The organism is Pseudomonas wuhanensis (assembly GCF_030687395.1).
GTDB lineage: Bacteria > Pseudomonadota > Gammaproteobacteria > Pseudomonadales > Pseudomonadaceae > Aquipseudomonas > Aquipseudomonas wuhanensis.
This window is the reverse complement of sequence record NZ_CP117430.1, coordinates 6287464-6312997: the sequence shown is the minus strand read 5'-3', so window position 1 is coordinate 6312997 and position 25534 is coordinate 6287464. Positions and strand designations below refer to the sequence as shown.

The 25534-nt window shown below is 59.5% G+C and carries 26 protein-coding genes; 12 read left to right on the top strand and 14 right to left on the bottom strand.

The window, feature by feature from the left end; translation table 11 throughout:
• Positions 1 to 265: 265 nt before the first annotated feature.
• Positions 266 to 649 (bottom strand): PaaI family thioesterase, encoded by a 384-nt coding sequence (locus PSH88_RS29080; RefSeq protein WP_008076564.1) that lies wholly within the window; start codon positions 647 to 649, stop codon positions 266 to 268.
• Positions 649 to 2973 carry a Tex family protein gene (locus PSH88_RS29075; protein ID WP_305424207.1) on the bottom strand — a complete coding sequence of 775 codons (2325 nt, stop codon included), beginning with the start codon at positions 2971 to 2973 and terminating at the stop codon, positions 649 to 651. Before PSH88_RS29075 ends, PSH88_RS29080 begins: the two co-directional genes overlap by 1 nt.
• Before the next feature lie 360 nt (positions 2974 to 3333).
• Between PSH88_RS29075 and ompR the strand changes: the two genes are divergently transcribed.
• Positions 3334 to 4074, top strand: coding sequence for an osmolarity response regulator transcription factor OmpR (gene ompR, locus PSH88_RS29070; protein ID WP_007903084.1), 741 nt, complete (start codon positions 3334 to 3336; stop codon positions 4072 to 4074).
• Between the two features lie 114 nt (positions 4075 to 4188).
• On the top strand, positions 4189 to 5502 hold the full coding sequence (locus tag PSH88_RS29065) for an ATP-binding protein (RefSeq protein WP_305424206.1): 1314 nt from the start codon (positions 4189 to 4191) through the stop codon (positions 5500 to 5502).
• Positions 5503 to 5630: 128 nt separating this feature from the next.
• Here the strand turns inward: PSH88_RS29065 and rimK are convergent, their stop codons facing one another.
• A complete protein-coding gene (rimK, locus tag PSH88_RS29060; RefSeq protein WP_007903081.1) occupies positions 5631 to 6536 on the bottom strand; it encodes a 30S ribosomal protein S6--L-glutamate ligase in 906 nt (301 codons plus the stop codon).
• Positions 6533 to 7012, bottom strand: a complete 480-nt coding sequence (gene rimB, locus PSH88_RS29055; protein ID WP_488803598.1) for a retropepsin-like aspartic endopeptidase RimB — start codon at positions 7010 to 7012, stop codon at positions 6533 to 6535. Before rimB ends, rimK begins: the two co-directional genes overlap by 4 nt.
• A gap of 212 nt (positions 7013 to 7224) precedes the next feature.
• Between rimB and PSH88_RS29050 the strand changes: the two genes are divergently transcribed.
• The 3 genes from PSH88_RS29050 (at position 7225) to PSH88_RS29040 (ending at position 10497) form a co-directional block, all read left to right on the top strand.
• On the top strand, positions 7225 to 7632 hold the full coding sequence (locus PSH88_RS29050) for an RNA-binding S4 domain-containing protein (protein ID WP_305424205.1): 408 nt from the start codon (positions 7225 to 7227) through the stop codon (positions 7630 to 7632).
• Between the two features lie 241 nt (positions 7633 to 7873).
• Entirely contained in the window at positions 7874 to 8776 is a 903-nt protein-coding gene (gene hslO, locus PSH88_RS29045; RefSeq protein ID WP_018929315.1) for an Hsp33 family molecular chaperone HslO, read from the top strand.
• Between the two features lie 179 nt (positions 8777 to 8955).
• On the top strand, positions 8956 to 10497 hold the full coding sequence (locus PSH88_RS29040; RefSeq protein ID WP_305424204.1) for a phosphoenolpyruvate carboxykinase: 1542 nt from the start codon (positions 8956 to 8958) through the stop codon (positions 10495 to 10497).
• A gap of 153 nt (positions 10498 to 10650) precedes the next feature.
• Here the strand turns inward: PSH88_RS29040 and PSH88_RS29035 are convergent, their stop codons facing one another.
• From PSH88_RS29035 to PSH88_RS29015, 5 genes are all read right to left on the bottom strand, one after another.
• Positions 10651 to 11004, bottom strand: a complete 354-nt coding sequence (locus PSH88_RS29035) for a DUF1493 family protein (RefSeq protein ID WP_305424203.1) — start codon at positions 11002 to 11004, stop codon at positions 10651 to 10653.
• Positions 11001 to 11234 (bottom strand): hypothetical protein, encoded by a 234-nt coding sequence (locus PSH88_RS29030; RefSeq protein ID WP_305424202.1) that lies wholly within the window; start codon positions 11232 to 11234, stop codon positions 11001 to 11003. Before PSH88_RS29030 ends, PSH88_RS29035 begins: the two co-directional genes overlap by 4 nt.
• A gap of 113 nt (positions 11235 to 11347) precedes the next feature.
• Positions 11348 to 11647, bottom strand: coding sequence for a hypothetical protein (locus tag PSH88_RS29025; protein WP_305424201.1), 300 nt, complete (start codon positions 11645 to 11647; stop codon positions 11348 to 11350).
• A gap of 331 nt (positions 11648 to 11978) precedes the next feature.
• A complete protein-coding gene (locus PSH88_RS29020; protein WP_305424200.1) occupies positions 11979 to 12146 on the bottom strand; it encodes an antitoxin PaaA2 family protein in 168 nt (55 codons plus the stop codon).
• A gap of 15 nt (positions 12147 to 12161) precedes the next feature.
• Positions 12162 to 12455 carry a hypothetical protein gene (locus PSH88_RS29015; RefSeq protein ID WP_305424199.1) on the bottom strand — a complete coding sequence of 98 codons (294 nt, stop codon included), beginning with the start codon at positions 12453 to 12455 and terminating at the stop codon, positions 12162 to 12164.
• A gap of 310 nt (positions 12456 to 12765) precedes the next feature.
• Between PSH88_RS29015 and PSH88_RS29010 the strand changes: the two genes are divergently transcribed.
• The 4 genes from PSH88_RS29010 (at position 12766) to PSH88_RS28995 (ending at position 17408) form a co-directional block, all read left to right on the top strand.
• Positions 12766 to 13269 (top strand): polysaccharide deacetylase, encoded by a 504-nt coding sequence (locus PSH88_RS29010; RefSeq protein WP_305424198.1) that lies wholly within the window; start codon positions 12766 to 12768, stop codon positions 13267 to 13269.
• Between the two features lie 249 nt (positions 13270 to 13518).
• On the top strand, positions 13519 to 15453 hold the full coding sequence (locus PSH88_RS29005) for a RecQ family ATP-dependent DNA helicase (RefSeq protein ID WP_305424197.1): 1935 nt from the start codon (positions 13519 to 13521) through the stop codon (positions 15451 to 15453).
• A gap of 166 nt (positions 15454 to 15619) precedes the next feature.
• Positions 15620 to 16846 (top strand): 3-hydroxyacyl-CoA dehydrogenase, encoded by a 1227-nt coding sequence (locus tag PSH88_RS29000; RefSeq protein WP_305424196.1) that lies wholly within the window; start codon positions 15620 to 15622, stop codon positions 16844 to 16846.
• Positions 16847 to 16988: 142 nt separating this feature from the next.
• Complete coding sequence (locus PSH88_RS28995; protein ID WP_305424195.1) at positions 16989 to 17408, top strand: acyl-CoA thioesterase; 420 nt, start codon at positions 16989 to 16991, stop codon at positions 17406 to 17408.
• A gap of 71 nt (positions 17409 to 17479) precedes the next feature.
• Here the strand turns inward: PSH88_RS28995 and PSH88_RS28990 are convergent, their stop codons facing one another.
• The 4 genes from PSH88_RS28990 to PSH88_RS28975 form a co-directional block, all read right to left on the bottom strand.
• Positions 17480 to 17968 carry a glycine zipper domain-containing protein gene (locus PSH88_RS28990; RefSeq protein WP_305424194.1) on the bottom strand — a complete coding sequence of 163 codons (489 nt, stop codon included), beginning with the start codon at positions 17966 to 17968 and terminating at the stop codon, positions 17480 to 17482.
• Positions 17969 to 18326: 358 nt separating this feature from the next.
• The gene (locus PSH88_RS28985) at positions 18327 to 20675 is read right to left on the bottom strand and encodes an FdhF/YdeP family oxidoreductase (RefSeq protein WP_305424193.1); all 2349 of its coding nucleotides are present in this window, start codon (positions 20673 to 20675) and stop codon (positions 18327 to 18329) included.
• Positions 20672 to 21511 (bottom strand): formate dehydrogenase accessory sulfurtransferase FdhD, encoded by an 840-nt coding sequence (gene fdhD / locus PSH88_RS28980; RefSeq protein ID WP_305424192.1) that lies wholly within the window; start codon positions 21509 to 21511, stop codon positions 20672 to 20674. The genes PSH88_RS28985 and fdhD overlap by 4 nt, the downstream gene beginning before the upstream one ends.
• 94 nt (positions 21512 to 21605) lie before the next feature.
• The gene (locus PSH88_RS28975) at positions 21606 to 22493 is read right to left on the bottom strand and encodes a LysR family transcriptional regulator (RefSeq protein WP_305424191.1); all 888 of its coding nucleotides are present in this window, start codon (positions 22491 to 22493) and stop codon (positions 21606 to 21608) included.
• Between the two features lie 137 nt (positions 22494 to 22630).
• Here PSH88_RS28975 and lysM point away from each other — a divergent pair, with 137 nt between their 5' ends.
• The gene (lysM, locus tag PSH88_RS28970; protein ID WP_305424190.1) at positions 22631 to 23071 is read left to right on the top strand and encodes a peptidoglycan-binding protein LysM; all 441 of its coding nucleotides are present in this window, start codon (positions 22631 to 22633) and stop codon (positions 23069 to 23071) included.
• Between the two features lie 127 nt (positions 23072 to 23198).
• On the opposite strand, the gene yrfG is transcribed toward lysM, so the two are convergent.
• Complete coding sequence (gene yrfG / locus PSH88_RS28965) at positions 23199 to 23861, bottom strand: GMP/IMP nucleotidase (protein WP_305424189.1); 663 nt, start codon at positions 23859 to 23861, stop codon at positions 23199 to 23201.
• 233 nt (positions 23862 to 24094) lie between these two features.
• Between yrfG and nudE the strand changes: the two genes are divergently transcribed.
• Together nudE and cysQ are read left to right on the top strand one after the other, a co-directional pair.
• Positions 24095 to 24661, top strand: a complete 567-nt coding sequence (gene nudE / locus PSH88_RS28960; protein ID WP_305424188.1) for an ADP compounds hydrolase NudE — start codon at positions 24095 to 24097, stop codon at positions 24659 to 24661.
• Positions 24658 to 25491: a 3'(2'),5'-bisphosphate nucleotidase CysQ gene (cysQ, locus tag PSH88_RS28955; protein WP_305424187.1), complete on the top strand. Its 834-nt coding sequence runs from the start codon at positions 24658 to 24660 to the stop codon at positions 25489 to 25491. The genes nudE and cysQ overlap by 4 nt, the downstream gene beginning before the upstream one ends.
• Positions 25492 to 25534: the final 43 nt, after the last annotated feature.

Here is a 25534-nt window from a genome sequence, read left to right as displayed (position 1 = left end):
GGTGGGCAAGACGGTCTACAAGGGTGAAGTTGAAACTGGCGTTTTCGCCTGGTTTTCGGGCCTGACAGGCCATATGCCGATTATTCAAGAACTGCACGATCCCTGTGGAAGCGGCGGTGCGACGATTCGACTTGCCCGCGATGTGGGAGTGTCAGTCACCGTTTATGTCGTCTGACACACCGCCATCGCGGGCAAGTCGAATCGTCGCACCGCAGCTCCCACAGGTTGCTTTGCGTTGAAATTAACTCAAATTGATGGCTTCTAGCTACAGGACAGCGAACGTGCCTTGTGCTTTTGCGACGAGTTTGTCGCCTTGCATCACGTCGGCTTCGACCACCAGCGTGCGGCGGCCCGGGTGGATCACCCGTGCCGTGCACATCACTTCACCGTCGGCGACGGCGCGGATGTAGTTGATCTTGCACTCGATGGTTGCGCTCTGCTGGTCAAAGCCGTGGGTGCTGGAACAGGCCAGCCCCATGGCAATGTCGACCAGACTGAACAGGGCCCCGCCGTGCAGCTTGCCGCCGCGATTACGCAGTTCTGGCTCCAGTGCCAGGGCGACTTGCGCCACCCCGGTTTCCAGACTGTGCAAGCGACACCCCAGCAGCTTGAAAAACGCGCTTTCGGTCAAGCCGGCCGGGATTTCCATCAGCGTTTTTTCAACTGTTTGGCGTTAGCGAACAGCGAGGCCATGGCGTTGTTGGCCGGGGCTGCCGTCGTGGTTTCCTTGCGCGGTGCGCTGTTCTGGGATTGGCGTGGTGCCGAACCCGGACGCGCGCCACGGGCACCGTCGATTTTCTCGCCCGGGGTATCGCTCATGCGCATCGACAGGCCAACGCGTTTGCGCGGGATGTCGACTTCCATGACCTTCACCTTGACCACATCACCCGCCTTCACCGCTTCACGCGGATCCTTGATGAACTTCTCCGACAGCGCGGAGATGTGTACCAGACCGTCCTGATGCACGCCGATGTCGACGAAGGCACCGAAGTTGGTCACGTTGGTGACCACGCCTTCGAGGATCATCCCCAGTTGCAAGTCCTTGAGGTCTTCGACGCCTTCCTGGAACTCGGCGGTCTTGAACTCGGGACGCGGGTCGCGGCCGGGCTTTTCCAGCTCTTGCAGGATGTCGGTGACCGTCGGCAGACCAAAGGTTTCGTCGGTGTACTTCTTCGGATCCAGGCGCTTGAGGAACGCGGCGTCACCAATCAGCGAGCGAATGTCGCGGTCGGTTTCAGCGGCAATGCGTTGCACCAGCGGATAGGCTTCCGGGTGGACCGCGGACGAATCCAATGGGTTGTCGCCATTCATCACGCGCAGGAAACCGGCGGCCTGTTCAAAGGTTTTTTCACCCAGACGCGCGACTTTTTTCAGCGCCGCACGGGTTTTGAAGGCGCCGTGCTCGTCGCGGTGGCTGACGATGTTCTGCGCCAAGGTCGCATTGAGGCCGGAGATACGCGCCAGCAGCGCCACGGAGGCGGTGTTGACGTCGACGCCCACGGCGTTCACGCAGTCTTCGACAACGGCGTCCAGGCCGCGCGCCAGTTTCAGCTGCGACACGTCGTGCTGGTACTGGCCGACGCCGATGGATTTCGGATCGATCTTCACCAACTCGGCCAGCGGATCCTGCAGGCGACGGGCAATCGACACCGCGCCACGGATCGACACGTCGAGGTCCGGGAATTCCTTGGAGGCCAGTTCCGACGCTGAGTACACCGATGCTCCGGCCTCGGAGACCATGACTTTGGTCATCTTCATGGCTGGGTATTTTTTGATCAGTTCAGCAGCGAGCTTGTCGGTTTCACGGCTGGCGGTGCCGTTGCCGATGGCGATCAGGTCCACCGAATGCTTGGCGCACAGGGCAGCCAGAATCGCGATGGTCTGGTCCCACTTGTTGTGCGGCACGTGAGGGTAAACCGTGGCGTGATCCAGCAGTTTGCCGGTGGCATCGACCACGGCGACCTTGCAACCGGTGCGCAGGCCCGGGTCGAGGCCCAAGGTGGCACGCGGGCCGGCCGGAGCCGAGAGCAGCAAGTCGTGCAGGTTGTGTGCGAAAACGTTGATCGCTTCGGTTTCCGCGCCATCGCGCAGCTCGCCCAGCAGGTCGGTTTCCAGGTGGGTGTAGAGCTTGACCTTCCAGGTCCAGCGCACCACTTCGCCCAGCCATTTGTCGGCGGCACGGTTCTGGTTCTGGATGCCGAATTGCTGGCCGATCATGCCTTCGCACGGGTGCATGGTGCCCGGCAGTTCCTCGCCGACTTTCAGCGCGGAACTCAGAATGCCTTCGTTACGGCCACGGAAAATCGCCAGCGCGCGGTGCGATGGCATGCTTTTCAGCGGTTCGTCGTGTTCGAAATAGTCGCGGAACTTGGCGCCTTCCTCTTCCTTGCCGGCGATCACGCGGGCACTGAGGGTGGCTTCCTGCTTGAGATAGTTGCGCAACTTGTCCAGCAGGCCGGCGTCTTCGGCGAAACGCTCCATGAGGATGTACTTGGCGCCTTCAAGGGCGGCTTTCACATCGGCCACGCCTTTTTCGGCGTCGATGAAGCGCGCGGCTTCGGCTTCAGGGTTCAGGCTCGGGTCGTTGAACAGGCCGTCGGCCAGCTCGCCGAGACCGGCTTCCAGGGCGATCTGGCCCTTGGTGCGGCGCTTCTGCTTGTACGGCAGGTACAAGTCTTCGAGACGGGTCTTGGTGTCGGCGAGTTTGATGTCGCGCTCAAGTTGCGGGGTCAGTTTGCCCTGTTCTTGAATGCTGGCGAGGATGCTGATCCGCCGTTCGTCGAGTTCTCGCAGGTAGCGCAGACGCTCTTCCAGATGACGCAACTGGATGTCATCGAGGCTGCCGGTCACTTCTTTCCGGTAGCGGGCGATGAAGGGAACGGTAGAGCCTTCATCGAGTAGCGCGACGGCCGCTTCGACCTGTTGTGGGCGTACACCGAGTTCCTCGGCGATGCGGCTGTTGATGCTGTCCATAAAACCACCTGACAAATTGTGAAAGCAGGCTCGCAGGCGCAGAGATAAGGGCTCGGCGAGTCTGGTTGAGCGGCCTGGCGTGCGCCGCTACCTGAGCCAACAGGCTTCCCGTTGACCCGTGAAATCGAACAATTACTGCCAGCGCCATGAAAAAAAAGCGGCTGCTTACAGTAACGATCAGACGTTGCCTGACACAAAAGGCCGCGCATTATAACCAGCGTTCTGTCCATTCGGGGGCATCGCTGGTTGCAGGCACAATGCCCGGTTTTCTGGCGGTGAAGGAAAAATCTGCTAACAATGCACACGGTGCGTATAACGGCAGCTACGCCATAATGCGCGCCGAGATCAAAGGAGCATCCAATGAGCAGCACTGCAAACATTGCTGAAGGCGAAAAAATTCTTATTGTTGACGACGATCCTGGGCTGAGCAGCCTGCTGGAACGCTTTTTCGTCAGTAAGGGCTACCGTGCCCGCGCCGTCCCGAACACTGAACAAATGGATCGCCTGCTGGCGCGTGAAGTGTTCAACCTGGTCGTCCTCGACCTGATGCTGCCCGGCGAAGACGGCCTGACCGCTTGCCGTCGCCTGCGCACGGCGAACAATCAGATTCCGATCATCATGCTGACCGCCAAGGGTGATGAGCTTAGCCGCATCAAGGGCCTGGAACTGGGCGCCGACGATTACCTGGCCAAGCCGTTCAACCCGGACGAGCTGATGGCTCGGGTCAAGGCGGTTCTGCGTCGTCAGGCGGCACCGGTGCCGGGCGCCCCGGGCAGCGAAGACGAAAGCGTGACCTTCGGTGACTACGAACTGTCCCTGGCCACCCGCGAGCTCAAACGCGGCGACGAAGTGCACATGCTCACCACCGGTGAGTTTGCGGTACTCAAGGCGTTGGTCATGAACGCGCGTCAACCACTGACCCGCGACAAGCTGATGAATCTGGCCCGTGGCCGCGAGTGGGATGCTTTGGAGCGTTCCATCGACGTGCAGATTTCGCGTCTGCGCCGGATGATCGAGCCCGATCCGTCCAAACCACGCTACATCCAGACTGTCTGGGGCGTGGGTTACGTGTTCGTTCCGGATGGCGCCGCCACGAAGTGATCGGTGATTTGTAGGAGCGGGTCTTGCGGGTAATGGGTCAGATGACCGTTCCCGCAGACCCGCGACCCGCAATATGCGAGCATGCTCGCTCCTGCAAGTGTGTAGCGGTTACCCATGAAAACCCCTGTTTGGTTCCCTCAGAGCTTCTTCTCCCGCACCCTGTGGCTGGTGCTGATCGTCGTCCTGTTCTCCAAGGCGCTGACCCTGGTTTATCTGTTGATGAACGAAGATGTGCTGGTGGATCGCCAATACAGCCACGGCGTCGCCCTGACGCTGCGCGCCTATTGGGCCGCCGATGAAGAAAACCGCACCAAAATCGCCGATGCCGCGACCCTGATCCGGGTGGTGGGTGCCGGTGTGCCGGAAGGCGAACAGCACTGGCCTTACAGCGAGATCTACCAGCGGCAAATGCAGGCTGAACTGGGTGCCGACACCGAGGTGCGATTACGCATGCATTCGCCGCCGGCGCTGTGGGTCCGGGCGCCCAGTCTGGGCGATGGCTGGCTGAAAGTGCCGCTGTACCCGCATCCATTACGTGGCCAGAAAATCTGGAACGTGCTCGGCTGGTTCCTCGCCATTGGCCTGCTGTCCACCGCCTCGGCGTGGATCTTCGTCAGCCAGCTCAATCAACCGTTGAAACGTCTGGTCTATGCCGCAAGGCAACTCGGTCAGGGCCGCAGCGTGCGCCTGCCGATCAGCGACACACCGAGCGAAATGACTGAGGTTTATCGCGCCTTCAACCAGATGGCTGAAGACGTCGAACAGGCCGGTCGTGAGCGTGAGCTGATGCTGGCCGGGGTCTCCCACGACCTGCGCACGCCACTGACCCGATTGCGACTGTCCCTGGAACTGATGGGCGATCACAGTGACCTGACAGACGACATGATCCGCGACATCGAAGACATGGACGCGATTCTGGATCAGTTCCTGGCGTTCATTCGCGACGGTCGTGACGAGTCGGTGGAAGAGGTTGACCTGATCGATCTGGTTCGCGAAGTCGCCGCGCCGTACAACCAGAACGAAGAGAAAGTGCACTTGCGCCTGGAACCGATCCAGCCGTTCCCGTTGCGTCGGGTGTCGATGAAGCGACTGCTGAACAACCTGATCGGCAATGCGCTGCATCACGCCGGCAGTGGAGTGGAAGTGGCGGCTTATGTGTCCGGGGATACCAGCGCGCCGTATGTGGTGCTGAGTGTCATGGACCGTGGCGCGGGGATTGATCCGTCGGAGCTGGAGGCGATCTTCAACCCGTTCACCCGTGGCGATCGGGCCCGGGGCGGGAAGGGGACCGGGTTGGGGTTGGCAATCGTGAAGCGGATCGCTTCGATGCATGGCGGGAATGTCGAGCTGCGCAACCGGTCCGGTGGTGGGCTGGAAGCGCGAGTACGGTTACCGCTTGGGTTGATGCTGCCTAGAGACGCGGTTTAAAGGCTGGCCCTTACGCTGGGGTTGGTGGCCCCTTCGCGGGCAAGCCCGCTCCCACAGGGATCACCTGAATCCTGTGGGAGCGGGCTTGCCCGCGAAGGCGGCCTTCCAGCCGCCATAAATTTCAGGGTTTAACCCTTGCCTTTGGTCCGAGTCATATTCGGCCCGCCATTTTTCTCCAAGTGCTCAATGATGATCCCGGCCACGTTCTTCCCGGTGGTGGTTTCGATCCCCTCCAGCCCCGGCGACGAGTTCACTTCCATCACCAGCGGTCCATGATTGGAGCGCAGGATATCCACACCCGCCACCGCCAAACCCATGACCTTCGCTGCACGCAACGCGGTCATGCGCTCTTCCGGGGTAATCTTGATCAGGCTCGCACTGCCACCGCGATGCAGATTGGAGCGAAACTCCCCTGGCTTGGCCTGGCGCTTCATCGCCGCGATCACCTTGTCGCCCACCACGAAACAACGGATGTCCGCGCCGCCGGCTTCCTTGATGTATTCCTGAACCATGATGTTCTGCTTCAGGCCCATGAAGGCCTCGATCACTGACTCCGCCGCCGTGGCCGTTTCACACAGCACCACGCCGATGCCCTGGGTGCCTTCCAGCACCTTGATCACCAGCGGCGCGCCGTTGACCATCTCGATCAAGTCGGGAATGTCATCCGGGGAGTGGGCAAAACCGGTGACCGGCAAACCGATCCCCCGGCGCGACAACAATTGCAGGGAACGCAGTTTGTCTCGCGAACGGGCGATGGCCACCGATTCATTGAGCGGAAACACCCCCATCATTTCGAACTGGCGCAGCACCGCGCAGCCATAAAACGTGACCGATGCGCCGATCCGCGGGATCACTGCATCGAAACCCTCCAGCGGTTTGCCGCGGTAGTGGATCTGCGGCTTGTGGCTGGCAATGTTCATGTAGGCGCGCAGGGTGTCGATCACCACCATTTCATGGCCACGCTCTATACCGGCTTCGACCAGACGACGGGTGGAATACAGACGCGGGTTCCGCGACAGCACAGCGATCTTCATGCAACACCTGTGGAGAGGGTAGATACCGGGAACACCGGCTTGTCTTGTACATATTTGATGCCCGGATTGACCACCAACTGGCCGTCGATCAAGGCTTTGGAACCGAGTAACAGGCGATAACGCATGGACTTGCGGCAGGCGAGGGTGAACTCGACCCGCCAGACCCGATCACCGAGGGCCAGGGTGGTGCTGACCACATAGCGCATCTGCGCATGGCCATTGGAGCTTTTAATGGTTTTCCTCGTTACCAGCGGGGCTTCGCAGCGCCGATGCCGCAGTTGCACCACCGTGCCCAGGTGCGCAGTGAAGCGCACCCACTGTTCGCCGTCGCGCTCAAACGGCTCGATGTCGGTTGCGTGCAGGCTGGAGGTGCTGGCGCCGGTGTCGATTTTTGCCCGAAGGCCCGCGACTCCCAAATCCGGGAGCGCCACCCACTCGCGCAGACCGATAACGGTCAAATGGTCAAATGTCTTCAAAAGTGCTCAACCGGCAAAAACCGCTCAGACCGCGTGCGGCCGAATTCGCGGTATTCACGCAGAATAATGGGTAAAAGGCGACAGATATCTACGGCCCGGATTTCCATCCCTCAATTGCGGGGAATGCCTGCATTCTAATCCACAGCGTGATGATTCATGGCACGACAGAAACGGTAGTACAGTTCATTGATATTTCAGAATGAGGTCATCCAATGGCACAAAAAAGCGAAGAGGACGACAAGGTCCGTCTCGATAAATGGTTGTGGGCCGCGCGTTTTTATAAAACACGTGCCTTGGCCAAGGCCGCGATTGAGAGTGGCAAGGTGCATTGCCGGGGCGAGCGCTGCAAGCCAGGCAAGGAGCCGAGGGTCGGCGATGAGTTTCAGATTCGCACCGGCTTCGAAGAGCGCACGGTGGTAGTCCAGGCGCTGTCAATCGTGCGTCGTGGCGCGCCAGAGGCCCAGGCGCTGTATGCCGAAACCGAAGCCAGCATCGCCAAACGTGAAGCGGCTGCGGCCATGCGCAAGGCCGGGGCGTTGGGTGTGAGCACCGACGGCAAACCGAGCAAGAAACAGCGCCGGGATTTGTTCAAGTTTCGCGGCAGCAGCAACGACGAGTAGTGACGGCCGTCGGGCGCAGACTTGTAATCGCCTGCCTGTGCAGCCATATGGGGGATATTCGCCAACGGCGCATTTCGCAGGTGAAAGCACCGCTCGTCGAAAACCGAGGTTTGACCTTGCTTGGAACAACCCCGAATTGTTCATAAAATGCCGCTATGGCTAAGCTCACCCCCAAAAGTGCTGCTACGGCGTGTTTCATTTTTTGTAACCTTTTTTGTCACCACTTCAGATACCCAGACCTATGACCGATCTACCGGATACCGACTACACCCAACGCTTCATCTTCGATGACAGCGACACCCGCGGCGAACTGGTGGCATTGGAGCGTAGCTATGCCGAAGTCCTCGCCAAACACACCTATCCGGAGCCGGTCGCGCAACTGCTGGGCGAGCTGATGGCGGCTGCAGCGTTGCTGGTAGGCACCTTGAAGTTCGATGGCTTGCTGATTCTTCAGGCCCGTTCCGAAGGCCCGGTGCCGATGCTGATGATCGAGTGCTCCAGCGAGCGCGAAATTCGCGGCCTGGCCCGCTACGACGCCGAGCAGATCGCGCCCGATGCGACGCTCGCCGACCTGATGCCCAATGGCGTGTTGGCGCTGACTGTCGACCCGACTCAAGGCCAGCGTTATCAGGGCATTGTCGATCTCGACGGTGAAACCCTGTCCGATTGCTTCACCAACTATTTCGTCATGTCGCAGCAGGTTGGCACCCGCTTCAAGTTGTACGCCGACGGCCGTCGTGCCCGTGGCCTGCTGTTGCAGCAATTGCCTGCCGACCGTCTGAAGGATGAAGAAGATCGCGCCGCCAGTTGGCAGCACATCACCGCCCTGGCCAGCACCCTGACCGCCGACGAATTGCTGAGCCTGGACAACGAAACCGTGCTCCATCGCCTGTACCACGAAGAACAAGTGCGTCTGTTCGATGTGCAGAAACTGCGCTTCCATTGCAGTTGCTCCCGGGAACGCTCGGGCAATGCGCTGGTCAGTCTGGGACTGGAAGATGCGCAGCAGCTGGTCGTCGAACATGGCGGCAGCATCGAGGTCGATTGCCAGTTTTGCAACGAACGTTACCTGTTCGACGCGGCCGATATCACTCAATTATTCGCCGGTGCAGGGGTCGATACGCCGTCAGATACCCGTCACTAAAACGTTTCAGTGCAGGTAAATTCACTGCTTAACGCCGGAATAACGCCGTTCTGACGGGAGGGCCCTACACTTTTTGGGCTTTTCTGGCATAATCCGGCCCACTTTTTTCGCGGTAGTAGTGCACGACTTTCTACTACAAAACGTTTGGAGCACTCGGCCACTGGCCGACGGGGAACCTCATGACGCAAGCCAATAACGCCGTGTACACCGATCTGAGTGTTGATGATCTGGTTAAAGAAGCCCTGAATCGCGGTGAAGGCGAGCTTGCCGATACCGGCGCGCTGGTTGTTCGCACCGGTCACCGTACCGGCCGTTCGCCAGTCGATCGTTTCATCGTTGAAGAGCCGACCACCCAGGACGCCATTGCCTGGGGCCCGATCAACCGCAAGTTCCCGGCCGACAAGTTCGATGCCTTGTGGGCTCGCGTCGAGGCCTTCAACAACGCGCAAGAGCATTTCGTCTCCCATGTCCACGTAGGTTCGGCTGAAGAGCATTACCTGCCCGTGAAAATGACCACCCAGACTGCCTGGCAGAACCTGTTCGGTCGTTGCCTGTTCATCAACCCGGCCCAGTACAACCCGGCTGGCCGTGAAGAATGGCAAGTCCTTAACGTCGCCAACTTCGAGTGCGTGCCTGAGCGTGACGGCACCAATTCCGACGGCTGCGTGATCATCAACTTCGCCCAGAAGAAAGTGCTGCTCGCCGGCATGCGCTACGCCGGTGAAATGAAGAAAGCCATGTTCTCGGTGCAGAACTTCCTGCTGCCGGCCGCCGACGTGTTGCCAATGCACTGTGCCGCCAACATCGGCGAAGCGGGCGACGTGACCCTGTTCTTCGGTTTGTCCGGCACCGGCAAGACCACCCTGTCCGCCGACGAAAGCCGTTACCTGATCGGTGACGACGAACACGGCTGGGGCGAGGGCGTGGTGTTCAACATCGAAGGCGGTTGCTATGCCAAGTGCATCGACCTGTCCGAGAAGAACGAGCCGGTCATCTGGAAAGCCATCAAGCACGGCGCAGTCTTGGAAAACGTCGTTATCGACGACGCCAAGCACGCCGACTACACCGATGTCAGCCTGACCCAGAACAGTCGCGCCGCCTACCCGCTTGAGCACGTTGCCAAGCGTTCCGAGAAGAACCTCGGTGGCGAGCCGAACGCAGTGATCTTCCTGACCTGCGACCTGACCGGCGTGCTGCCGCCAGTGTCGATCCTCAATGAAGAACAAGCCGCTTACCACTTCCTGTCCGGCTACACCGCACTGGTGGGCTCGACCGAAATGGGTTCCGGCAGCGGCATCAAGTCGACCTTCTCCACCTGCTTCGGCGCACCGTTCTTCCCGCGTCCGGCTGGCGAATACGCCGAACTGCTGATCAAACGCATCCGCGGCTTCGGCTCCAAGGTCTACCTGGTCAACACCGGCTGGACCGGCGGCGGCTACGGCGTCGGCAAACGCTTCAACATCCCGACCACTCGTGGCGTAATCGCAGCGATCCAGAGCGGCGCGTTGATCGGTGCTGAGACTGAGCACCTGGACACCATCAACCTGGACGTTCCGTTGGTTGTGCCGGGCGTTGAGACTGGCCTGTTGAACCCACGTAATACCTGGGCTGACAAGGCTGCTTATGATGAAGCCGCGAAAGCACTGGCTGGGTTGTTTGTTGAGAACTTCAAGAAGTTCGACGTGAGCGACGCGATCAAGGCTGCTGGGCCGAAGTTGTAAGAATCGGTAGTGGTTTGAGGTAAGAGAAAGCCGCCCTTTGAGGGCGGCTTTTTTATGGGTGCTGATTCAGTTCCCTTGAGGCGTAACTGGCAATATTCCCGCAGTAAACACGCAAAACAGCCAGAATAATGCCACTTCTGTTGCGCTGATCTGCTAGACCTCTTCCACTTCCTGCGTGTCCCACCGTTGCTTCTTGACTGCTTGGTAGAGCATGCCAATGGTCAGCGGGACTTTGTCGCCACGACCCTTCGCGCGGCGCTTGAGAAACACATCAAACCCTTCAGGCTGAAAGTAGCGATACGCGTCGTAGTCGATGAAGTCGATGGCGAACTGTTCTTCCAGCACTTCCATCAGGTGCCGCGCATCGGCGCCGTCGCAGCCCAGGTCGAAGTTGATCGAGGTGGTGAGGCTGATGGTTTTGCGTTCGGGCAGGCCGAGTTCTTCGTGCAGCAGCTGCATGAGCAGGTGCATGGCGTGGTCATCGGGGAAGTTGGGGGCGAGGTTCATGGTGCATCTACCGTTGGGTGTATATCGGTGAGACTGATTAAGCCTGACTTTACGTCGAGTTGGACGTCGATCAACGCTGCGAACTTGGCCTGAGTCAGATCGGTAGCCTTACGAATTTCCTGGACTTGCAACGCATCAACATGGAGTTTGCGAGAAGGCTCACTCCCACCGCGGATGATTTCGTTCATCTGTTGCACGCTTTCCATTAGCTCATCAAAAAACTTGCTCATGATCATCTCCAGTGTTCGATGACGGCTTTCGGCGCTCGGTGTCCCAAGAGCCGAACGCGGAGCGTCCGTAGAGGCATTCCCACGCGGAGCGTGGGAACGATCTTCACTCAGCGTCAGGCCGGTGCTTTCCAGCTCATCATGCGTTGCTGGGCGACTTGAAGCAGGTCGCAGCCGTCCTGGGTCAGCAAGAAGAGCGCGTGGGTGATGTGGGGGATGTCTTCTATGTCGCCGTGTTTGAAGCAAATGCAGTGCAGGGTTTTGAGGAGGTCGCTGGAGGCTCGGATGCGCTGGAGGGCGGCTTCGAGGATGTCTTGCGGGTTGGCCTCTGTGTCGATGATCAGGGGCAGGGAATCGGTGAGGTTGGTTTGCAGCGGAAGGTAACGATCGTTGGTGAGCGGATTCCATGTATTCATTTTATGTATTCCCAAAGCATCAGATGGAAGCACCACCATCGTGACCAAGCGATGGAGGCGGACTGTGTTCGGGTTGGTCAACCGGAGGAATACATAAGACCGGCACGCCTAAGGCGTCCCAAACACAGCCACCATATAGCGTGCAGACACTTGAGGTGCCGGCAGCATACAACGGACGCGTTTATGTATTCCATCGGGTGACCAAGCCCGAGCCGCTGATTTGGCAGCGACAGTCACGACTATAGGTTTGAGCCACCGGGCAGCGATAGGCGACAAGGTGTCTTCGGTTGTAGGACCGGGATGAAGCTGTGATAGGGCGTTGCTTACAGACTCATCGCTTCAGCAATTTGTCCCGTTTGATTGCCATCAGGCGTTTGGCTTCATCATTTGGAATGCTGGGGCGAGGGTCGTCGAGGCTGGCTTGTACTTGTGCTCTGAACCATGCCTCGTAGGCCACTTTGTCTGCGTTTTTCATCAGGCACACCGCGTTATCGTTCATCGCGAGCAGGCTCGCTCAAACCGCTGTGGTACTCGGCAGACGTTGCCGGGCAATTTCGAGCAGTTCGTTGCCGTCCTGTGTCAGCAGGTACAGCGCGGTGACGATGTTGGGGATGTCTTTCACGTCGGCCTGTTTGAAGCACAGGCAATAAAGCGTTTCCAGCAGGTCGCCGGCGGCGCGGATGCGTTGTCGGGCGGCGTCGAGGATTTCGTGGGGATCGGCTTCGGTGTCGATGAGCAGCACGGGGGTGTCGCTGTAGCTGGTTTTGAGCGGGCGATAGCGGTCTGTTAACGAGTGGAACGTGTTCATCAAAGTCAGTCCTGTGGGAAGTCGGGCAGTCTCGCCGGCAGGCCGACACAATGTTTTCAGCCGCGTCGAAGACTATAGAGGGCCAGGGCGAGGCGTCGCAAGGTGGCGCAAATGGACAGGATTTGTAGGGGGTTTACCGTCGATGTCGCCCTTTGCCTACGCATACTCCGACTATTTTTTAAGCTTTTCCTTTGGCGGTCGATATTCCTACGGGCCTGTCAGGCTTAACGCATCAAAGCTCTGTATGGTGCGCGCCAGAATTTGTAGGACGTTTCGAAGCGTCTGAGTCGACTCTTAAAGGGAATTAGGTATGCAATGGCTACGTATAGCCTCGATTTTATTGTTGTGGGCGGGTGTTTGTCGGGTGGCGGACGCTGCCGACGTCGTTCATTCGCTAGCCCTCGCCAACATGGACCGCACCGGTTGGCCACAGGCGTTGACCACTCAGGCAGACGTCGACACTGCGTCCCGCGCCGAGGTGTTGATGGTGGGCAAGGCGCTGTTGGCCAGCGAAGCGCTGGATGAACAGGGTTTGAAACAGCGACTGGGTGTGCAGGCTGTGAAGCTCAAGTCGGTCAGGCAAGTGCGTGAGGGTTTGTGGGATCGGTTGCTGATTACCTACCGCAACGCCAGCCAGAACTGTGACGGTGAACCCTTTTGCCCCCGTGTGCGAAGTGTCGCGGATTTGCGTCAGTTGGCGGCGGCGTTCACTGGCGAAATCAGCCCGGCTTACGCGGTTTGGGCGAGCAAGAGCCAGGTGTTTCATGAGCAGGCGCTGGATGAGCAGTTGCGGGTGGCGGTGTTGAGGCCTTGAGTTCGCTGGTGGTTGATTGATCGTTCCCACGCTCCTGCGTGGGAATGCAGCCCGTGACGCTCTGCATCGCATTCAACGGCTGGAACGCGGAGCGTCCCTTGAGGCATTCCCACGCAGAGCATGGGAACGATCATCCTCCCGACTATCCGCTGTATCATCCCGTATCGTTTTTGCCCCCGACCTTTTCTCGACTCGCTGCGTTCGCCGGCTAGGCTTTGGGCTTCGCAGCGGTCAACGGAGTGACAGCTTATGCACAACACCCTGGAACAGGTTTTCGGTTATCCACAGTTTCGGCCCGGCCAAGAGGCGGCGGTCAGTGCTGTGTTGGCCGGGCGCTCGGCGGCGGCGATTTTTCCCACCGGTTCGGGCAAATCCCTGTGCTATCAGTTGCCGGCCTTGTTGCTGCCGCACCTGACGTTGGTGGTATCGCCTTTGCTGGCGCTGATGCAGGATCAATTGGCGTTCTTGCAGCGCCACGGCATTGCGGCGGGCAGCATAGATTCGGCCCAGAGCCGCGATGACGCCAGCGATGTGATGGCCCGGGCAAAGTCCGGCGAACTGAAGATTTTGATGATTTCCGTGGAGCGTCTGAAGAACGAGCGCTTCCGCCACTTTTTGCAGCAGGTGCCCATCTCGCTGCTGGTGGTGGACGAGGCCCACTGCATCTCTGAATGGGGTCACAACTTCCGCCCCGATTACCTCAAGCTGCCGGACTATCAGCGTCAGTTCAACATCCCTCAGGCCCTGCTGCTGACCGCCACCGCGACACCCAAGGTGATCGCCGACATGGAGGCCAAATTCGCCATCGCCCCCGAGGATGTGGTGACCACCGGTTTCTACCGGCCCAACCTCAATCTGTTGGTGGAACCGGTACGCGGCCAGGACAAGCGCCGACGCCTTGTCGAGTGGATGAGCCAGCGTCCCGGCCAGCCGAGTATCGTCTACGTCACCCTGCAGAAAACCGCTGAGCATATCGCCGAACATCTGGAACGCAACGGCATTCAGGCCGAGGCCTATCACGCCGGTTTGCCCCATGAGCAGCGGGAAGCGATACAGAAGCGATTCATGGGCGGGCAGTCCAATTGCATCGTTGCGACCATCGCCTTTGGCATGGGCATCGATAAAAGCGATATCCGCAACGTGGTGCATTTCGATCTGCCCAAATCCATCGAAAACTACAGCCAGGAAATCGGTCGCGCCGGACGTGACGGTCAACCGTCCGATTGCCTGGTGCTGGCCAACCGCGACAGCCTCAACGTGCTGGAAAACTTCGTCTACGGCGACACGCCGGAACGGGACGGCATTCGTTGCGTGCTCGAGGAGTTGCAAGCCGCCGTGCCAGAGGGACAGTGGGAGTTTCTGCTGGGGCCTTTGGCCGATCAGAGCAACATTCGCCAGTTACCGCTCAAGACCTTGCTGGTACAGCTGGAGCTGCGCGCAATAATCGCACCGCGTTATGCCTATTACGCCGAGTACCGCTTCAAGTATTTGCAGGAGCCTGAGGCTTTGCTGGCCCGATTTGAAGGTGAGCGAAAGGACTTCGTCTCGGCGATCATCCAAACCTCCAGCCGTGCGCGTACGTGGGCCACGGTGAATTTCGATGCGTTGTATGAACAGCATCAGGCCGAGCGCAGTCGGGTGGTCAAGGCGCTGGATTATTTCCAGGAGAAGGGCTGGGTGGAGCTTGAAAGCAAGCAGATGACGGAAGTCTACAGTCTGCAGCAAGCGGACTTTGATTCCCGAACCCTGAGCGCTGAATTGCACGCCTACTTCACCCAGCACGAGCACACCGAGATCGCACGGATTCACGCCATGCTGGATCTGTTCGCCACTGACCACTGTCTGGGTTACCGCCTGGCCGAGTACTTCGGCGACGAAAACGCGCCCCGGCAGTGTGGGCATTGCTCGGTGTGTCACGGTCATGTGGCGCGATTGCCGGCACCGCCGGAATTGCCAGCGCTTGTGGATAAAAATTTCGAGGCGCTGTGTGGTGATTTTATCCACAGGCACGAGCTGCACACGGGCAACATCCCTTCGGCTGAGCGCGTAACAAGATTTCTATGTGGGATCAGTGTGCCGCTGTTTACCAAGCTCAAGGCTCGGGCGATTCCGGGGTTTGCGGCGTTGGAGGATTATCCGTATGGCGACGTGCGCGACTGGGCTCAAGCGCACCTGCCAGGTTGAAACACCGTCAATGTGTGAGCGGGCTTGCTCGCTCCCACAGGGATATCAGTGCTTTTGAACGCACATCCATCCGCTGAATGTCGCTCATCACAGGAATAAATTTCAAAAAAGCCCGGCGCCTGACTATGGTGAGGACTGTCTTTGGATCGCTAAAAAGAGAACAACCATGAGCCAGACACCGTTCGATATTCAGCGCGCCGCCGTGATCGGCGCGGGAACCATGGGCCGCGGCATTGTCATGTGCCTGGCCAACGCCGGGGTGCCGGTGCAATGGGTCGACAACAATCCGCAGATGCTTGAGCAGGCGCTGACCAGTGTGGCTGAGACTTACGCCCACCACGTGCGTCAGGGGCGGATTGATCAGGCAGAGGCGGATGCGCGCATTGCACGGGTGACGGCGGCTGCCGATTACGCAGCGATCCGCGATGTTGATCTGGTCATCGAAGCGGTCTACGAAAACCTCGAGTTGAAGCAGAAAATCTTCCGCGAACTTGATGGCCTGATGAAGCCTGAAGCGATTCTGGCCAGCAATACCTCGGCGCTGGACATCGACGCGATTGCTGCTGCCACTCGCCGTCCGCAGCAGGTCCTGGGCCTGCATTTCTTCAGCCCGGCGCACATCATGAAATTGTTGGAGATCGTGCGCGGAGCCCAGACGGCGCCGGCGGTGCTTGATGCGGCGCTGGCGCTGGGCAAGCGCATGGGCAAGGTCAGCGTGGTGTCGGGCAACTGCCATGGTTTCATCGGCAACCGCATGCTGCATCCGTACGTGCTTGAAGCGCGCAAGATGCTGCTGGAGGGTGCCTTGCCTTATCAGGTGGATGCGGCGCTGCAAGGTTTCGGTTTCGCCATGGGGCCGTTTCGTATGTACGACGTGGTCGGCATTGACCTGGAATGGCGCGCTCGGGAGCTGGCTGGCAAAGGTCAGGATGCGCCGGAGGTTCAGGTGGACAACCGCCTGTGCGAGCTCGGGCGTTTCGGTCAGAAGAGTGGTGACGGGTATTACCACTACGAACCGGGCAGTCGCCAGGCTGAGCACGATCTGGAAGTCGATGCGCTAGTTCTGGAAGTTAGCGAGGGGTTAGGGTTCCAGCGTCGCGAGATCGGCCCTGAAGAGGTTCTGGAGCGTTGTTTGCTGGCGCTGGTCAACGAAGGGGCGAAGATTCTTCAGGAAGGCATTGCGACGTCGGCGCACGACATCGATTTGGTGTACCTCAACGGTTATGGCTTCCCGGCAGACAAGGGCGGGCCGATGGCTTGGGCGGATCAGCAAGGGTTGGAAGATATTCATCTGCGGTTGCTGGCCCTGGAGACCCGTCAGGGTGATCAGTGGGCGCCGGCGCGGTTGATTGGTGAGTTGGCGGCGCAAGGTAAAGGGTTTGCGGATCGGTAAACTCCGCAGTTGCTGATCGTTCCCACGCTTTGCGTGGGAACGCCTCCATGGACGCTCTGCGTCCGCTCCTGAATGTGACGCAGAGCGTCACGGGCTGCATTCCCACGCAGAGCGTGGGAACGATCATGAAAGGAACGTTCTGATGCCCCAACGCACCGACTACCCCCACTTCCAGCCCATCACCACCCGCTGGCACGACAATGACGCCTACGGTCACGTCAACAACGTCACCTACTACAGTTTTTTCGACACGGCGGTGAACACCTATTTGATCGAAGTCGGCGGTCTGGATATCCATGACGGCGAGGTGGTGGGTTTTGTGGTGAGTTCGGCCTGCGACTACTTTGCTTCCATCGCCTTCCCGGATCGAGTCGAGATCGGCCTGCGGGTCGGCAAGTTGGGCAACAGCTCGGTGCAATACGAACTCGCGGTGTTCAAGTCTGGAGACGACGAGGCCTGCGCGGCGGGGCGCTTCGTGCATGTATTCGTGGATCGGGTGTCGAATCAGCCGGTGGCGATTCCTGCCGGGTTGCGTGGGGCATTGGAGCGGCTAGCGGTTTGAAGGGCAAAAAAAATCGCAACCCGAGGGCTGCGATTTTTTTTGATCTACCGGTAAACGAGGCGATTCAAGCCTCAGTCGCGATAGCGATGTTTATGCTTGCGATGGCCGTAGGCATGGCCGCGACCCGGGTGACCACGGTAGTAGCGACGATCATCATCGTCATAACCACGACGATAGGAACGACGATCATCGTCGCGATCACTCTCTCTGCCCATGTAGTTACCCAGCGCGCCACCGGCACCACCGCCTGCTGCGGAGCCGATCAGGCTGCCAGTGGTGCCGCCCATGCTGCGGCCGACCACGTTACCACCTGCTGCGCCCAACGCACCACCAATGGCAGCTTCGCCACGGCTGCGTTTGTCTGCGCCGACTGCGCTACCACCCGCGCCGCCCAGGGCCGCACCAATGGTTGAACCTGTATTGCCGCCTAGCGATTGACCGACGACCGAGCCAAGAACCCCGCCCAATGCGCCGCCCACACCCGCTTCGGTGGTGCCGCCTGCAGAAGCGAAGCCACTGACCAGGCCAAGGGACAACAAGAGAATCGAGGAGAACTTCATAGAGGAACCTCAAGGGGATGACGGCGCGATCCTGAGGCTGTGTGATGGTTGTGACAATCGAAATCCGACGAGTAACACGACTTGAGCACAATTCTATAAGTTACTGTTTTTTTGGTGGAACTTAAGTGTTTTTCGCCGGTCTTTAACTACTTCGCAAAGGCCGTTTTTATACAAAAACGGCCTTTTTTGTGGGCGATTGGAAAGTGTTCGAAGGGTGTCGATACGTGTGTTGCCAAGTCGAATGTCTTCGCGGGCAAGCCACGCTCCCACAGAATTCGTGTCGTGTACAAAAAATGCGTACGGCACAGATTCCGTGGGAGCGTGGCTTGCCCGCGAGGGGCCGGGCCTGCTGTCGTCTTTAAGCCGACTTGGCCATGATCAACCCAGTCTCACTCGCCGCTTCCAAACGAATCGCCACAAACTTCGACGTCGGCGTATGGCTGCCATCCCCGGTGCTTTCCAGCGGTACCAGCGGGTTCACTTCCGGATAGTAAGCAGCCGCTTGTCCGGCAGGAATATCAAACGCCAGCAGCGTGAAGCCTTTCACCCGGCGCTGACGGCCATCATCCCAGATCGAAACGATGTCAGCCTTCTGCCCCGGTTTGAACCCCAGGCGAAGGATGTCGGCCTCATTGACGAACAATACATCCCGCTGACCTTTCACCCCGCGATAACGGTCATCAAGACCATAAATCGTGGTGTTGTACTGATCGTGGGAGCGCATCGACTGCATGATCAGGTCTGGCAGCACGCCGGTGGCGCGGGTGCGTTCGTGCACCAGGTCTTTGGGCAGAATGTTCGGACGGAAATTGGCCCGCCCCGACGGGGTATTCCAGCGACGTGCGCCGGCGCTGTTGCCCAGGTAGAAACCACCTGGGTTCTGGATTTTCTCGTTGAAGTCCCGGAAACCCGGGATGGTGTCGGCGATCAGGTCGCGGATGCGGCTGTAATCGGCCACCAGCCAGTTCCAATCCACCGGTTTGTTGCCCAGGGTCGCGGCGGCGATGCCGGCGATGATTGCAGGCTCCGAGCGCATTTGGTTCGACAGCGGCTGCAGTTGACCGTTGGAGGCATGGACCATGCTGAACGAGTCCTCCACGGTTACCGCTTGAGCGCCTTCGGTCTGGATATCGATGTCGGTACGTCCCAGGCACGGCAGGATCAACGCGTTTTTACCATGGGCCAAATGGCTGCGGTTAAGTTTGGTGCTGATCTGCACGGTCAGGTCGCAGTTGCTCAAGGCCTGGAAGGTCCGTGGGCTGTCCGGGGTGGCTTGGGCGAAGTTGCCGCCCAGGCCAATGAAGACTTTTGAGCGGCTGTCGGCCATGGCGTGAATCGCCTCGACCACGTTGTGGCCGTTTTCACGCGGCACTTTGAATTGGAAGCGGCGCTCCAGAGAATCGAGGAACGCCACCGGCGGACGCTCGTTGATGCCCATCGTCCGGTCGCCCTGCACATTGCTGTGACCACGCACCGGGCACAGACCGGCACCCGGCCGACCGATGTTGCCGCGCAACAGCATCAGGTTGGCGATTTCCTGGATGGTTGGCACCGAATGACGATGCTGGGTGATGCCCATGGCCCAGCACATGATCACGTTCTTGCCTTTGGCGTACATGCGCGCCGCTTGCTCGATTTCCACCAGCGTCAGGCCGGATTGCTCGACGATCTGCTCCCATGGGGTGTCGTCGATGACGCCCATGTATTCCAGCACGTTGACCGCATGTTCATTGAGGAAATCGTGATCGAACACCGCCGGGGCGCCAGCCTTCTGCGCATCGCGTTCCCATTGCAGCAGGAATTTCGCCATGCCGCGCAGCACTGCCATGTCGCCGCCCAGTGCCGGGCGAAAGTACGCGGTGTTGGTCGGCTTGTCGCCGTTGGTGAGCATTTCCAGCGGGTGCTGCGGATGTTGGAAGCGTTCCAGGCCGCGTTCTTTCAGCGGGTTGACGCACACTACCTGAGCGCCGCGTTTCACTGCTTCGCGCAGAGGTTCGAGCATCCGCGGGTGGTTGGTGCCGGGGTTCTGGCCCCAGACGAAAATCGCATCGGCGTGTTCGAAATCATCGAAGGTCACGGTGCCTTTGCCAACGCCGACACTTTGCGCCAGAGCCACACCGCTGGCCTCGTGGCACATGTTCGAGCAGTCGGGGAAATTGTTGGTGCCGTAGGCGCGCACGAACAGCTGATAGAGGTACGCCGCTTCGTTGCTGGCGCGACCCGAGGTATAGAACTCGGCTTGATCCGGGCTCGACAGGCCCTGCAAATGTTTACCGATCAGCGAGAAGGCGTCTTCCCAGCTGATGGGTTTGTAGCGATCCGTCTCGGCGTCGTAGCTCATCGGCTCGGTCAAGCGGCCTTGATACTCGAGCCAGTAGTCGCTCTGCTCCAGCAGCGAGCTGACGCTGTGTTTGGCGAAGAACGCACCGTCGACACGGCGTTTGGTCGCTTCCCAATTCACCGCTTTGGCGCCGTTCTCGCAGAACATCACCATGCCCTTTTCCGGAGAATCGCCCCAAGCGCAACCTGGGCAGTCGAAGCCGCCGTTCTGGTTGGTCTTGAGCATTATGCGGAGGTTTTTCAGCGCGTTATCGCTGGTCAACCAGGCTTGGGCGACGCTGATCAGCGCGCCCCAGCCACCGGCTGGGCCTTTGTAGGGCTTGTAGCGCGGGATGGGTTTCTGGTCGGCTTGACGGTGTTGACTCACGCTTGATTCTCCAACGCTGGGCTGTAGACCCGCGGTGCACTTTTCTGCGGCAGGTGGATGAGATTGAGGTTGTGTCGACGGGCCCATTGCACGGCAAGGCCCGTGGGCGACGACAGGCTGACCAGGGTCTGGATGCCGGCGCGTAAAACTTTCTGGATCAATTCAAGGCTGCAACGGCTGGTGACAATCGCCAGGCCGCCAGTGGTCGGGATCTTCTGGCGGATCAACCCGCCGATCAGCTTGTCGAGGGCGTTGTGCCGGCCGATGTCTTCGCGGCCCAACAGCAATTCGCCGTTGCCGTTCATGAACACCGCCGCATGCACCGCGCCGCAATGCTGGCCCAGTGGCTGGAATTCGCCGATGCGCTGGCGCAGGCCGTCCAGCCATTCGGCCGGGGGCAGCGGGGCGCCGGGCAATACTTTGAGGTCGGGCAGCGCTTGCTCCACCGCTTCCACGCCACAAAGCCCGCAGCCACTGGTGCCAGCCAGTTGCCGACGCTGCTGCTTGAGGTTCCAGAAGGCGCGATTGGCGATAGTCACTTGCGCGTATTGCGCCGAACCTGTGCCACTCAGTTGCAGGTCGTAGATATCGCAAGCGTCTTCGATGATGCCGCTGCCGAGGCTGAAGCCGACGATGAAGTCTTCAAGGTCCGTTGGCGTCACCAACATGACCGCCTGGCTGATGCCGTTATAGGCGATCGCCAACGCGACTTCCTCGGCCAGCGCGGTGCTGGCCGATTCGGTGTATTCAAGGTTGCAGTAACTGTATGTCTGGCTTGCGGCGGTCGCGGGCGTTTCAACAGCAGGCGCCGCGCGGGCAGGGCGCTTGGCGTTCATTAGGCATCACCGACGGTTTGGTCAGCTTTAAGCCTAGGCGTGTCAACTTGTCGCGTCTAATTGCTATTACTGATCTGCCGATAGATGGGGTCGATCAAGAGTCTGTCAGTGATTGCTGATAGATCGCGAAACAAGCTTCTGCGAGCGCCGAACGTGGAGCGCTGCGCCGCATGATCAGCCCCAGCCGGGCGAGGGTCCGGGCGCTTTCTATGGGTTGCAGACGCAAGTGATCGGTGAGGTTTTCGAGGCCACTGTCCAGGGGCATCACTGCGCAACACAGTCCACCGTGTACCGCTTGTAACAATTGATGGACCGCATCGGTTTGCAGCAACGGCTGTGGGGTCAGGCCACGGCTGTGGAAGTTATGGTCGATGGACTGGCGAAAATGCATGCCGCTGGTGAGCATGCCTAGCGGCAATTCAATCAACGATTCCCAGCTTAACGGCGCCTCGCCGAAACTGAAGAAACGCTGGTCGTAAAGCAATCCCATGCGGGTTTCGCTGAAGGCCAGGGAGTCGAAACGCTCACCGTCCAGACGCTCCAGGTACGACACGCCGAGGTCGAGACGGTTGTTCGCCAGTTGTTCGAGGATCTGTTCGGAACTCAGGGCCGAGAGTTCGAAGCGCAGGTTCGGGTGTTCAGCGTGCAAACGTTGCATCAACGGCACGGGATCGAAACTCGACAGCGGCACCACGCCCAGACGCAACGTACCCACGAGGTTGCCGCGACAGGCTGCCGCTTCGGCCTGCAAACCGTCGTAGGCCGCCAGCACCGTACGCGCCCACGCCAGCACGCGTTCGCCCGGCGCGGTGAAGCCTTCGAAGCGCTGGCCGCGGTTGACCAGCGGCAGGTCGAGCTCTTCTTCGAGGCTGCGCAGGCGCATGGACAGGGTCGGTTGGGTGATGTGGCAACGCGCGGCGGCCTGGCCGAAATGCCGGGTTTCGTCGAGAGCGATGAGGAATTTGAGCTGCTTGATGTCCATCTTCGCTCCAGGGCGCGGGCAAGGTTCGCGATTCTACCGCCTGCGCGGGGTTGGGTCATTGGTCGGCTGGGAGCCGGGCTTCGCTTGGCTGGTCTAGTCTTTGGCGTCTGGAATCTAAATCCCAAGGAGCGTGCATCATGAGTATTTTTAGCTTTGTGAAAGAAGCAGGCGAAAAACTTATCGATCTGCTGACACCTGGCAATGCGAATGCCAGCGAGCAGTTGAAGGAACACATCAGCAAGGTCGGCCTGGGTAATCCGAATGTTCAGGCGACCATCGAGGGCGACAAAGTCATCATCACCGGTGAAGTGGCGAGTCAGGAAGAGAAGGAAAAGATTCTGTTGGCCGTGGGCAATATTGCCGGTGTCGGCAGTGTTGATGACCGGATCACCGTGACCGGGCCGGTGACGAAGGCCGCTCGTTTCGTTACGGTGAAAAAGGGCGACACCCTCAGCGCGATTTCCAAGGCGGAATACGGCGACGCGAACAAGTACAACAAAATCTTCGAGGCCAACAAACCCATGCTTTCGCACCCGGACAAGATCTATCCGGGGCAGGTGTTGCGGATTCCTGAGTAAGACTTGAGTTCGTGTGATGGCCATCGCGGGCAAGCCACGCTCCCACAGGTTTTGCGTCGTATGCACACTACGCGAACAACACAAAACCTGTGGGAGCGTGGCTTGCCCGCGATGCAGGCAACTCGGTCTAAAGCCCGGCAATCAACTCCCGATAATCCCCCACCGCTGCAAACTCGGCCGTGTCCTTCGGCCCTTTGCGACTGTCCGGCTCGCTCACGGCCAGCAGATGCGCCACGCCAAAATTGCGTGCACTGCGCAGGATCGGCAAGGTGTCATCGATAAACAGACTGCGCGTCGGGTCGAAGCCGATGTCGGCCTGCAAGGCATCCCAGAACTGCGGGTTTTCCTTGGGGAACCCGTAATCGTGAGAGCTGATCAAGCGCTCGAAATACGGCGCCAGTTCAATTCGCTCCAGCTTCAATGACAGCGAGTCGCGGTGGGCGTTGGTGATCAGTACTACGCGTTTGCCGGCCCGTTTGATCGCCGCCAGAAAAGTGTCCGCATCCGGACGCAGGGCGATCAGATGCGCGGTTTCCAGTTTCAGCTCACGCACCGACAGCTTCAGCTCGGCGCTCCAGAAGTCCAGGCAGTACCACTGCAACTGACCGGCATTGCGTTCGAACAGCGGCTGTAACTCCAGCTCCGCCATGGCCCGGCTCACCCCGTGCAGATCGGCATAACGCTGGGGCAGGTGTTCCATCCAGAAATGATTGTCGTAGTGCAGGTCCAGCAGCGTGCCGTCCATATCCAGCAAAACGGTATCGATGTCGCGCCAGGGCAGCAGGGACATAAAAAACTTCTCCAGCGGTAAAAAAGATATCCGGGATAAACAATCAGGATAGGCCGGGTAAAGGCTGGGTTGAAAGCGTCGCGAGCGAAGGGAGTGCAAGGAAAAAACAGGCGAGGACGGGGAGTTTACGAGTTGTAAATGACCCGTCCGAGCCTGTTTTTGACGCAGCAATCTCGAGCGCAGCAGCTTTCAAACAGCCTGTATAGTAACCCGCTTACGCCAAGGAGCCATCTATGCGCCAGAAACCCACCGTACTCGCTCGCGAGATCGTCGCCACCAGCCGTTTGTTCTGTGTCGAAGAGCTGAAGTTGCGCTTTTCCAATGGCGTGGAGCGCACTTACGAGCGTCTGGTCAGCAAAGGCACCGGCCATGGCGCAGTGATGATTGTGGCGATGCTCGACGCGGAGCACGCGGTATTGGTGGAGGAGTACTGCGGCGGCACCGATGCATACGAATTGTCCCTGCCCAAAGGCTTGATCGAACCGGGCGAAGATGTGTTGGCAGCGGCCGAGCGGGAGCTCATGGAAGAGGCTGGGTATGGCGCGCGGCAGCTTGAACATCTGACCGAGTTGTCGTTGTCACCGGGCTACATGAGCCAGAGGATCCAGGTGGTGCTGGCCACCGACCTGTACGAAGAACGCCTGGAAGGTGATGAGCCCGAGCCGATGGGGGTGGAAAAGATCAGCCTGCGTGAATTGTCGTCTTTGGCGCAAAACCCGCGATTCACCGAGGGCCGTGCCTTGGCGGCGCTGTATCTGGCCCGTGACTTACTGACTCAACGTGGGGTGTTTTTGCCGTGAACTTGAATTTTCCCCATCCGTTGATGGCGCCGGTCGTTGAACTGGCTTTGAAGGCTGGCGAAGCGATCCTGCCGTTCTGGCGCGTCAATGTTGCCGTGACTGCAAAGTCCGATGATTCCCCGGTTACAGCCGCCGACATGGCCGCTCATCATGTGATTCTGGCTGGACTGACGGCGCTGGATCCGAGCATTCCGGTGCTGTCCGAAGAGGACGCCAATATCCCCCAGAGCGTGCGCGCCGGCTGGCAGCGCTGGTGGCTGGTCGATCCGTTGGACGGGACCAAGGAGTTCATCTCCGGCAGCGAAGAGTTCACCGTCAACATTGCGTTGATTGAGCAGGGGCGTGTGGTGTTCGGCGTGGTGTCGATGCCGACCAACGGGCGCTTTTATGTCGGCGGTGCCGGAATGGGTGCCTGGCGTGGCGATAAAGGTGCCGAGCCGTTGCCGATTCAGGTTCGCGAAGTTCCGGCTGCGGGCGAAGCCTTCACGGTGGTCGCCAGTCGTCGGCATTCAAGCCCTGAGCAGGAGCGGTTGCTCGCGGGGTTGAGCGACAGTCTGGGCGAGCTGCAACTGGCCAATATTGGCAGTTCGTTGAAATTTTGCCTGCTGGCGGAAGGGGCGGCGGATTGTTATCCGCGGTTGGCGCCGACTTCGCAGTGGGACACGGCGGCTGCGCAAGGTGTGTTGGAAGGCGCGGGGGGGGAGGTGCTGGATTTGAATGGTGAACCGTTCTGTTATCCGGCGCGGGTGTCGTTGTTGAATGAATTCTTTTTGGCGCTGCCGGCTAAGGCTGCGTGGCGGGAAAAGTTGTTGGCTTTGGCTCGCAACTAAGATCGTTCCCATGCTCTGCGTGGGAATGCCTCTAGGGACGCTC

Coding starts and splice junctions, on each gene's coding strand:
- PSH88_RS29080 (WP_008076564.1), bottom strand. CDS start 649: ATGGAAATCCCGGCCGGCTTGACCGAAAGCGCGTTTTTCAAGCTGCTG.
- PSH88_RS29075 (WP_305424207.1), bottom strand. CDS start 2,973: ATGGACAGCATCAACAGCCGCATCGCCGAGGAACTCGGTGTACGCCCA.
- ompR (WP_007903084.1), top strand. CDS start 3,334: ATGAGCAGCACTGCAAACATTGCTGAAGGCGAAAAAATTCTTATTGTT.
- PSH88_RS29065 (WP_305424206.1), top strand. CDS start 4,189: ATGAAAACCCCTGTTTGGTTCCCTCAGAGCTTCTTCTCCCGCACCCTG.
- rimK (WP_007903081.1), bottom strand. CDS start 6,536: ATGAAGATCGCTGTGCTGTCGCGGAACCCGCGTCTGTATTCCACCCGT.
- PSH88_RS29050 (WP_305424205.1), top strand. CDS start 7,225: ATGGCACAAAAAAGCGAAGAGGACGACAAGGTCCGTCTCGATAAATGG.
- hslO (WP_018929315.1), top strand. CDS start 7,874: ATGACCGATCTACCGGATACCGACTACACCCAACGCTTCATCTTCGAT.
- PSH88_RS29040 (WP_305424204.1), top strand. CDS start 8,956: ATGACGCAAGCCAATAACGCCGTGTACACCGATCTGAGTGTTGATGAT.
- PSH88_RS29035 (WP_305424203.1), bottom strand. CDS start 11,004: ATGAACCTCGCCCCCAACTTCCCCGATGACCACGCCATGCACCTGCTC.
- PSH88_RS29030 (WP_305424202.1), bottom strand. CDS start 11,234: ATGAGCAAGTTTTTTGATGAGCTAATGGAAAGCGTGCAACAGATGAAC.
- PSH88_RS29025 (WP_305424201.1), bottom strand. CDS start 11,647: ATGAATACATGGAATCCGCTCACCAACGATCGTTACCTTCCGCTGCAA.
- PSH88_RS29020 (WP_305424200.1), bottom strand. CDS start 12,146: ATGAACGATAACGCGGTGTGCCTGATGAAAAACGCAGACAAAGTGGCC.
- PSH88_RS29015 (WP_305424199.1), bottom strand. CDS start 12,455: ATGAACACGTTCCACTCGTTAACAGACCGCTATCGCCCGCTCAAAACC.
- PSH88_RS29010 (WP_305424198.1), top strand. CDS start 12,766: ATGCAATGGCTACGTATAGCCTCGATTTTATTGTTGTGGGCGGGTGTT.
- PSH88_RS29005 (WP_305424197.1), top strand. CDS start 13,519: ATGCACAACACCCTGGAACAGGTTTTCGGTTATCCACAGTTTCGGCCC.
- PSH88_RS29000 (WP_305424196.1), top strand. CDS start 15,620: ATGAGCCAGACACCGTTCGATATTCAGCGCGCCGCCGTGATCGGCGCG.
- PSH88_RS28995 (WP_305424195.1), top strand. CDS start 16,989: ATGCCCCAACGCACCGACTACCCCCACTTCCAGCCCATCACCACCCGC.
- PSH88_RS28990 (WP_305424194.1), bottom strand. CDS start 17,968: ATGAAGTTCTCCTCGATTCTCTTGTTGTCCCTTGGCCTGGTCAGTGGC.
- fdhD (WP_305424192.1), bottom strand. CDS start 21,511: ATGAACGCCAAGCGCCCTGCCCGCGCGGCGCCTGCTGTTGAAACGCCC.
- PSH88_RS28975 (WP_305424191.1), bottom strand. CDS start 22,493: ATGGACATCAAGCAGCTCAAATTCCTCATCGCTCTCGACGAAACCCGG.
- lysM (WP_305424190.1), top strand. CDS start 22,631: ATGAGTATTTTTAGCTTTGTGAAAGAAGCAGGCGAAAAACTTATCGAT.
- yrfG (WP_305424189.1), bottom strand. CDS start 23,861: ATGTCCCTGCTGCCCTGGCGCGACATCGATACCGTTTTGCTGGATATG.
- nudE (WP_305424188.1), top strand. CDS start 24,095: ATGCGCCAGAAACCCACCGTACTCGCTCGCGAGATCGTCGCCACCAGC.